Source organism: Bradyrhizobium sp. (assembly GCF_019242285.1).
In the GTDB taxonomy this organism is placed as follows: Bacteria; Pseudomonadota; Alphaproteobacteria; order Rhizobiales; family Xanthobacteraceae; genus Bradyrhizobium.
In genome coordinates, this window is record NZ_JAFAVV010000768.1 from 1 (window position 1) to 8,400 (window position 8,400).

The window sequence follows — 8,400 nt, forward strand, 5'->3', positions numbered from 1 at the left end:
GACCGCCTTGGCGACCTCCTCAGGCTTGCCGAGCCGGCCCAGGGGAATACGGCTCGCCAGCTCGGGCCGGCCGCTCATCATGTCGGTCTCGATCAGCGAAGGGGCGATCGCATTGACGGTGATGCCTTCCTTCACCAGTCGCGCGGCATAGCCGCGGGTCAATCCCTCCATGCCGGCCTTGGAAGCATTGTAGTGCGGTCCGATCGCACCGGCGCCACGGGCGGCGCCCGAGGAGATGTTGACGATGCGGCCCCATTTCCTGGTCCGCATCGACGGCAGCACGGCCTGGGTGCAGAGGAAGGCGGATTTCAGGTTCACGGCGATGGTCTGGTCGAAATCGGCCTCGGTGAGATCGTCGACGCCGCGCACGATCGCGATGCCGGCATTGTTGACGAGAATGTCGATCGGCCCGAGCTCGGACTGCACGGCATCCACCATTTTCCCGACTTCGTCAGGTCGTGAGACGTCGGCAGCCACGGGCAGGGCGCGGGCGCCGCCTCTGCCGCGCAGCTCGGTCACGAGCTGGTTGGCCGCATCGGCGCGCTCACGGTAGTTGACGGCGACGGCGGCGCCGGCCTCCGCCAGGCTGCGGCAGATCGCAGCGCCAATGCCACGCGAGCCTCCGGTCACCAGCGCCACCCGTCCCCTCAAATTGAACGTCAACATTGCAGCGCCTCCGGATATGCGTGCGTCCTGACCCATTGCACGAGCCGGTCGTGCACGACTATGACATAGCACGGCGGGGCCGATGGTGGCTGGAACATCACATGGACGGGAACATCTGGACGCTTCGCGACAAAGGAATTGCGGCGACCATCAAGGCCGATGGGGCCGAGCTCTGCTCGCTGAAAAATGCCGCAGGCTTCGAGCTGCTCTGGCAGGCCGGACCAGCGTGGCCGCGGCATGCCCCGCTGCTGTTCCCGATCGTCGGGCGGCTCAACCAGGACGAACTGCGCCATGACGGCAGGAGCTGGCCGATGACGCAGCATGGTTTCGCGCGCGACCTGAGGTTCGACTGGCTGGCGCGCGAGACGAGATCCTGCTCGCTGGTGCTCACCGACAATGGCGAGACACGCAAGCGCTATCCCTTTGCGTTTCGTTTGGTGGTCAGCTTCGCCGTGGCCAGTTCGGACCTCGATGTCACGCTCGACGTCACCAACACGGGTGAGGACATGCTGCCGGCCTCGATCGGGGCCCATCCGGCGTTCAACTGGCCACTGTTGCCCAGCCTCGCCAAGGAGGACTACGAGATCGTCTTTGCGAATGACGAGCCTGCTCCTGTCAGGCGGCTGCGTGGCGGCCTGATGCGGGCAGCGCCGGAGCCGAGTCCCGTCCATGGCGACAGCTTGCCGCTATCGGCGCGGCTGTTCGATGATGATGCCGTCATCTTCGACCGGCTCGCGAGCACATCGGTGCGCTATCAGGCGGCGCACGGTCCGTCGATCGAGATCGCCTGGGACGGATTCCAGGAACTCGGGATCTGGTCCAAACCTGAAGGCGCGGCTTTCATCTGCATCGAGCCCTGGCGCGGATTTGCCAGCCCTGAGGCGTTTTCCGGCGATTTCACCCACAAGCCGGGCCTGATGCATATCGCGCCGGCCGAGACGCGCCGGCTCGCCTATCGCATGGCTATCCGGGGAACATGAAAGAAAGGCGGTGCACTTGTCGGTTTGTTTAACCTTCGCGTGCATTCTCTCGGACGAGATCGGATTGAGCGTATGAGTACCGGTCTCTCCGGGAGCACCTCGTCCTAAAAGGGCGAGGTGCTTCGGGCCCTCGCCTTACGATCTGAAGTTCACGTCCTTGCCGAGCCTGCAAGCTCGGCGATCGCCTCGATCGCGAGCGCATAGCCAGATGCACCAAGGCCTGCGATCACGCCGGTGACGCCGTGCGAAATCAGTGACTTCTGATACATCGGCTCGCGTCTATGGATGTTTGTGATGTGGACCTCGACCTTTGGTCCGTCGAACATCTTGACCGCATCGAGTAGCGGCACCGAATGGAACGAAAGGCCCGCGGGATTGATCGCGACGCCGATCATCATGCCACGGGCCTCGTGCAGCCAGTCGATCAGCGTCGCCTCCGAATTGGATTGCCGGAAGTCGACCTCGAGGCCGCGGCTGCTTGCTCGCTCGACACAGAGTGTCCTGATGTCCTCCAGCGTATGGTGGCCGTAGAGCTCGGGCTCGCGCACGCCGAGCAGGTTGAGGTTCGGTCCGTTCAGGACCAGGATCGTGCCAGTCATTTGTTCTCCAGGCGGAAAAGGATGGAATTGTCCGGCCGTTTTGTGGACGGACAGGTGCTAATAGAGCCGCCGGACAAAGGCTGAAAGCGATGTCTACGCTCCCATCGCCCGAGGCGGCTATGCTGGATGGCGGCGAGCTTCGGGGCAGGGGTCGCGGCGTCGCTCGCGACCATCCGGCTGTCGCCACGCCCCGGGGGAGGAGCGCCAACTGCTGAGGGCGCTGACCGAGGCGCTGGAGCGCCTGGCGGTCCAGCCGGGATTGACCGGCGCACACCTCCTGATCACGGATACGCCGCGGACCGCAGCACCCACCGCCAAGCAGCGCATCCGCAGCGCCGACGCCGCGGCCGACTGGGTCGTCCTGATTTCCGGCTACGAATCAGATGCCGTGGAACTGGCCCTCGAGACGGGCCTCGGCACTGCTGCGCTGAGAAATCTCGGCGCGCAGGAGACCGTCACTAGGGGCCGCTACGCGCTGGCGTTCGCGATGACGCCGGGTGATCTGGAGTAGGATCAATAGCTTAGCCGAACTCCGACGGGAGACGGGAAGAAGCCCTCCAAACAAAGCAGGGGGTTGGCGGCAGGGACGGTGGACAACCACCGCCCTGTAGCTCTAAACCCGAACGGAAAGGGAACGATCAGGGAAAAATCGGCCTGCCGATCCGGGGTGGCGGGCGTCCGTTCGGAGTGCAGGCGGTGCTGTTTCGATATCTTCATGACGAGGCATTCCTCGCGTTCTCGCGCGAGCACAAGCATCTCTACGCGGCGTGTCTGCTGGACCTCTACGACCGCTACTTCACCGGCGCGCCGGCCTTTCCGACGCCGCAGGAGGTGACGCACGCCGTCTACGACGTGATGCGGGCCAATCCGACGCTATGGAACGAGGACGATGATTTCGGCGAGGCGCTGCCCGAGGTGATTTCGGCCGGGCGGCGCCGCATCAAGCGGGCCTCGGCGGACGGCAGCGAGACCGCCGACAAGGCGTTGATGATCGCCAGGCAGATCTACGCCCGACTGGTCGGGTGGGGCTGGCTCGAGGAGGAGGAATACGGGCTCAGGGTCACCGTCGACATGCCGATGGGGCCGCTGCTCGTGATCCAACGGCTTTCGAGCCTGAACCGCGACGTCTCGCAGCGTTTCGGCGGCCTGATCGTCACGGTTCGGCTGAACCTCGAAGCCGTGGAGAAGCTGAGCCCCGACGTCGTCGACCGCAGGCAACGCGAGGTCGCGCTGGCGCTGCGGGAGGCGCGGAACCAGGTCGACCAGTTCACCCGCAGCCTGCGCGCCATCCTCTCGGATCTCAAGCGCATCCGCCGCGCCGTGATGGAGTCGAAGACGGTCGGCGACCGGCTGGAGGCTTTCTTCGAGGAGTTCGTGGGACAGTTGCTGCTCAAGGACTTCGAATCGATCCTCACTTTCAACCATCCGTATCGCTTCCGCGACTCCATCGTCGACACCGCGCGCAGGATCGCCCATACGCCGGCCACGATGCAGGTGCTGTCGGAGGAGTATCGTGCCGCCGGCATCTCCGGCTCGCTGTCGGAAGCGGCGCTCGAGGCCGAGGGCGACCTGCTCGCCATCGAAAGCACCTTCGGCCAGATCGGCGAGATGTTCGAGCGGATCGAGGCGTTCCGCCGCCAGCTCGAATCCCGCGTGCGCAATACGATCAAATATGCTGAGCGCGGCACCCAGGGACTGGTCGGGCGGGCAGGCGATCTCGTCGGCCGGCTCGACCGACTGATCGTGAACGGACGATCGCCGAACGCGACCCTCGAATGGAGCCTCGAGCCGATGCGGGCGCCCTGGTCCGAGCACCACCAGGCGCCGAGCCGCGAGCCGCGGAAACCCATGGAAGCGCAACCGCTCGGCGAGCGGCCGAATGACCCGCTGTACGAGATCAGGAAGCAGCTTCGGCTGGCGTACATCGCACGGATTGCGCCGGGGCCGACACAGGTGCGCGGTTTCCTGGAGCGGCAGGTGCCGCCGGGCGCGACCCGGGAGGCGCGGTTCATTGCGCTTATGTCCATCGACGACTTTCTGGCCTTCGACGCGGCGCGCCGCTTCGCGCTGACCAGGGACGTGCCGGCCGAGATTGCGCGGCATTTCGAGCTCGAATTCGCGCCCGACACCCCTCCGCATGACAGCGACTGGCTGCGCTGTGCCAACTTCATCATCCGCCGGCAGGCCACAGCTTCCGTGAGGCGGCTCCATGCTTAGCGAATTCGAGTCGATCGAGCGGACCTACGGTGCGGACAAGGCGGGCGACCTGCGCAAGGCGCTGCATTTCCTGCTGCGCAAGCAATTCGTGTTCGCCGGCGATCCCAGGACCAGCACGGTCTACGGCACCGTGATGGACGGCCGCTTCAGAGCCGTGATCGACGGCTTCTTCGACAGTTGCGGCTATCGCGTCCACCGCGACGCCGAGGCGCAATGGGCTGGCATCACCGCGCTCGGCGAGGACGTTCCGCTGCCGAAGATGAAGCTCGACGAAACCATCGTCATCCTCGTGCTCGCCTCGCACTGGCAGGACGAGGTCAATGTCGGCGCGGTCGAGGATCGGGCTGTCGTGCTGACGACGCTGAACACGCTGTTCGACCGCTACAAGGAGATGGTGCAGCGGAACGATTCCAGCGCGATATCGACGCGTCGGTTTCGCGAGATCCTGGAGGAGGCGGCGCAACGCGGTCTCGTCGACGTCAGCGACTACGATGCCGACGCGCAGGACTTCGAGGTCGCGATCCGCCCGATGATCAAGCTGATCAGCGGCGCCGACGCGCTGGCGCGAATCGAACGCTATGTGCGCACGCAGGAGGTCGGCCTCGCGGCGGCCGATGGAGACGAGGCATGATGGAATTGCGCCACGCCGCCATGGTCAACTGGCACCTGTTCGACGTCGAAGACGTCGACATATCCGGGCATGTCGGGGTCTTCGGCGAGAACCGGTCGGGCAAGTCGACGATCCTGGACATGGCCCAGGTCGTCCTCACGGGCGGCAACCGCAACGTCCAGCGCCTCAACGCGGTGGCCGGCGACAAGGGCAGGAGCCGCGGCGCCTCCAAGCGCAGCGTGCTGGACTATTGTCTCGGAACGCTCGGCGAGGACCAGCGCAAGCGCGAGCAGGCACGCACCTATGTCTGCCTCGGTTTCGTCGACACCGACGGACAGCGCCCACCGGTATCGATCGGCATGGCCATCGAGGCCCGCCGCTCCGAAAGCAACGAAACGGTGCTGGCGCGCTTCGTCGTCACCGGCAAGATCCTGACCTCTGCCGATTTTATCGAGACGCGTGATGGCAAGCAGTTTCCGGCCGAGTGGGACGTCGTTCGCGGGCGGATCGTGGCCTCGGTCGGGCAGGGCAACTTCGTCAATCACCGCGATAAGGCGATCGACTACGTACGCGAGTATATGCGCAAGCTGGTGCCGCACGCTTCCGTCGTCGGCGAGCAGAACGCCAATTCCCTGCAGAAGGCGGTCGTGAACGCCATGACGCTCGACCACGACCAGACCGCAACCGAGTTCGTGCGCAACTACATCCTCGAAAAGAACAACATGCGGGTCGGCGAGCTGCGCGAGTCGATCCGCACCTATCGCAACATCAACGACACCATCAAGACGATGCGCGAGAAGCTCGAGGCGCTGATCGCGTTGCGCGCCATTCTTGGCGAATTGGCGCTCGCCCACGAGCGCAAGGCGCGCGAGCAGTGGATCGCACGGCGCGGCGCCTGGCTGTCCGCGCGGGCGGCGTATGACATCCAGGTCGCACGGCTGGCCGAGGAGACCGCGAAGCGCGAGGCGGCCGAGACCGAGCTCAACTTCCTGGAGGAGGAGATCGCCGGCATCGATGCCGAGATCGCGCGGCTCGACCGGGCGATCGGCGAGCATGACGCGCGATCGGGCCGAAATTCGCTGGTCCAGACCCGCGATGCGGCTGCGCAGGCCATGCAGCGCGCCACCAGCACGTTCGAGAACAGGCTTGCAGCGGTCAAGGCACTACAGCCGCTCTGTGCGATGACCGGTTTCGGCTTCGATGAGCTCGTCCCGGCGCTGATGCAGCTAACCGGTATCGGCCGCGACGCGTCGATCGACCGGTCCACCCAGGCGCTGCAGACCGCCGAGCAGGCGCTGCTGGCGCTCGATCGAAGTCTGCTGGAGAAGGTCGACGAGGCGCGCCGGCAGTTGATCCGGCAGGCCGACGACGAGAAGGCCAAAGTCGTGCAGCTCAGGGAGCGGCTGCAGCGTCATGCCAGCGGCGCGGGCGCCGCGCATCTGGGCGATGCCACGCTTCATCTCTGCCGCAGGCTCAGACAGGCCGGCATGAACCCGCGGGTGCTGTGCGAGCTCGTCGAGGTGTCCGATCCGACCTGGACCGCGGCGGCCGAAGGCTTGTTGGGCCGCGACCGGGAGGCGATCTTCGTCGATCGGAACGACATTGCGCGCGCGACCGCGCTGTTCAAGGAGGGACGACGCGAGTTCCGCGGCGCATCGCTGGTGAGCCTCAACAAGCTCGACCCGCTGCGGCCGCCGCCGCTGCCGGGCACGTTCCCCTCCCTGTTCAAGTCAGACGACGCGGATGCAATGGCCTTCATCGCAAGAAGGCACGGCTCGGTCCGGCTCGCCGAGACGCTCGATCAATTCAACCTGCCGGGCCGGGCCCTGATGAAGGATGGCCTCTACGACGACGGGCTGGTCCGGACCCACCGCGCCGCAGAGCCGTCGAGCTTCAAGATCGGCAAGAATGCCCAGATGCAATGGCTGCGCGAGATGACGGACGAGGTCGAGCGTCTCGCGGAGACAAGGGCCCGCAGCGAGGCCGCGGCACGGCTGGCGGATGCCGCCCATGTCGAGCTGCGGCGGCTGTTCGACGATCGATCCACGACCTTTGCCGTCATCGCCGGCGAATTCGCGGCGGTCAAGCAGGAGAGGGACGAGGCCGAGCGGCGGATCGCCGCGCTGGATGGCGAAGGCGACGGCGGCCTGCGCGACAAGCAGAAGGAGCAGCGCAGGTTGCGTGGCGTTCGGCTGGAGCAGCGCCAGGCGCAACGGGGCGTCTTTAATCGGCACCTGGTCGAGGCCGAGAACGCCAAGCGGACGATCGAGGGCGGCGAGGCCATGCCCGGCTCCCGGCTCAGCGCCCGGCTGGCCTGGTCATTCTACAAGAAGATCGTGCTGCTGTACGACCGGCACGCGGGCCGCGCCGCGTATCGCAGCCGGTTCGATGCGGCCGGATCGGACAAGGATCGTCACCGCGCGATCGCCGAGGCCGCGACCAGGGCCGCCGATGTCGCGGAGACCGACCGCGTCCGCATCGAGCGTCAGGTCCGGCAGGCGCTCAGCGGCTATTTCGACCGGTTCGGCGTCGTCTCGCAGGTCGGCATCGAGAGCGAGCCGCTGCGCGAGGTCAAGCCATGGATGGACGCGCTGATCGCCGAGATGGAAACCAATGAGCTCCGGCGCTACGAGCGGCAGGCGCGCGAGGCGGCGGAGAAGGCCGCGACGCTGCTGCGTGGCGGCTTCATCAATGCGCTGACCTCGCGGATCAGCAAGATGGAGCGCGAGCTGACGGCGATGAACCGCGGGCTCGCCGATCATCCCTTCCACAACGAGAAATACTCCTTCCATCACACGCGGCTTGCCGAATTCCAGCCGATCCTGAAGATCATCGAGATCGCCAAGACCTCGCCTGAGGCGCTCGACATGCTGTTCAAGGGCGACGAGGTGCCGAACGAGTTTCCCCACCGCGACACGCTGCGCGAGATCGAGGCCCTCCTGGAGGATCCGGAGAAGGATTTCAGCGAGTTCGAGGACTACCGCAACTTCTTCACCTTCGAGATCCACATGCAGGACGTCACGACCGGGCGGACCACGCGATGGGAAACCCGGCGCGGCACCGGCTCGGGCGCCGAGCAGCAGGTGCCGATCTATGTCGCGATCGGTGCCTCGCTGGCGTCGGTCTATGGCAGCGGAACGACCAAGAGCAGCAAGCCGTCGGGCATGGCGCTCGCGATCTTCGACGAGGCGTTCTCCAAGATGGACGGCAAGAACCAGCGCCAGATGATGAGCTTCTACAAGAAGCTCGGCCTGCAGATCATCATTGCAGCCCCGAACGAGAAACGCGTCGCAGTGCTCGAGCATATCGATACCGTGATCGAGGTCGA

The 8,400-nt window shown here is 65.8% G+C and carries 7 protein-coding genes; 5 read left to right on the top strand and 2 right to left on the bottom strand.

Features of this window, described 5'->3' with window-relative positions; genetic code table 11:
• Positions 1-663, bottom strand: a 663-nt coding sequence (locus tag JOY90_RS31355) for an SDR family NAD(P)-dependent oxidoreductase (RefSeq protein WP_291694974.1), incomplete at its 3' end; no start/stop codon positions are given.
• A gap of 104 nt (positions 664-767) precedes the next feature.
• On the opposite strand from JOY90_RS31355, the gene JOY90_RS31360 reads away from it, so the two are divergent.
• Positions 768-1,646, top strand: a complete 879-nt coding sequence (locus tag JOY90_RS31360) for an aldose 1-epimerase family protein (protein WP_291694968.1) — start codon at positions 768-770, stop codon at positions 1,644-1,646.
• A gap of 149 nt (positions 1,647-1,795) precedes the next feature.
• Here JOY90_RS31360 and JOY90_RS31365 read toward each other — a convergent pair whose 3' ends face one another.
• Positions 1,796-2,245: a type II 3-dehydroquinate dehydratase gene (locus JOY90_RS31365; protein WP_291694969.1), complete on the bottom strand. Its 450-nt coding sequence runs from the start codon at positions 2,243-2,245 to the stop codon at positions 1,796-1,798.
• Between the two features lie 259 nt (positions 2,246-2,504).
• Between JOY90_RS31365 and JOY90_RS31370 the strand changes: the two genes are divergently transcribed.
• The 4 genes from JOY90_RS31370 to JOY90_RS31385 all read left to right on the top strand — a co-directional run.
• Complete coding sequence (locus tag JOY90_RS31370; protein ID WP_291694970.1) at positions 2,505-2,756, top strand: hypothetical protein; 252 nt, start codon at positions 2,505-2,507, stop codon at positions 2,754-2,756.
• A gap of 185 nt (positions 2,757-2,941) precedes the next feature.
• Positions 2,942-4,462, top strand: coding sequence for a Wadjet anti-phage system protein JetA family protein (locus JOY90_RS31375; RefSeq protein WP_291694971.1), 1,521 nt, complete (start codon positions 2,942-2,944; stop codon positions 4,460-4,462).
• On the top strand, positions 4,455-5,093 hold the full coding sequence (locus JOY90_RS31380; RefSeq protein WP_291694972.1) for a DUF4194 domain-containing protein: 639 nt from the start codon (positions 4,455-4,457) through the stop codon (positions 5,091-5,093). The genes JOY90_RS31375 and JOY90_RS31380 overlap by 8 nt, the downstream gene beginning before the upstream one ends.
• Positions 5,090-8,400, top strand: a 3,311-nt coding sequence (locus tag JOY90_RS31385; protein WP_291694973.1) for an SbcC/MukB-like Walker B domain-containing protein, incomplete at its 3' end; no start/stop codon positions are given. The genes JOY90_RS31380 and JOY90_RS31385, both read left to right, overlap by 4 nt.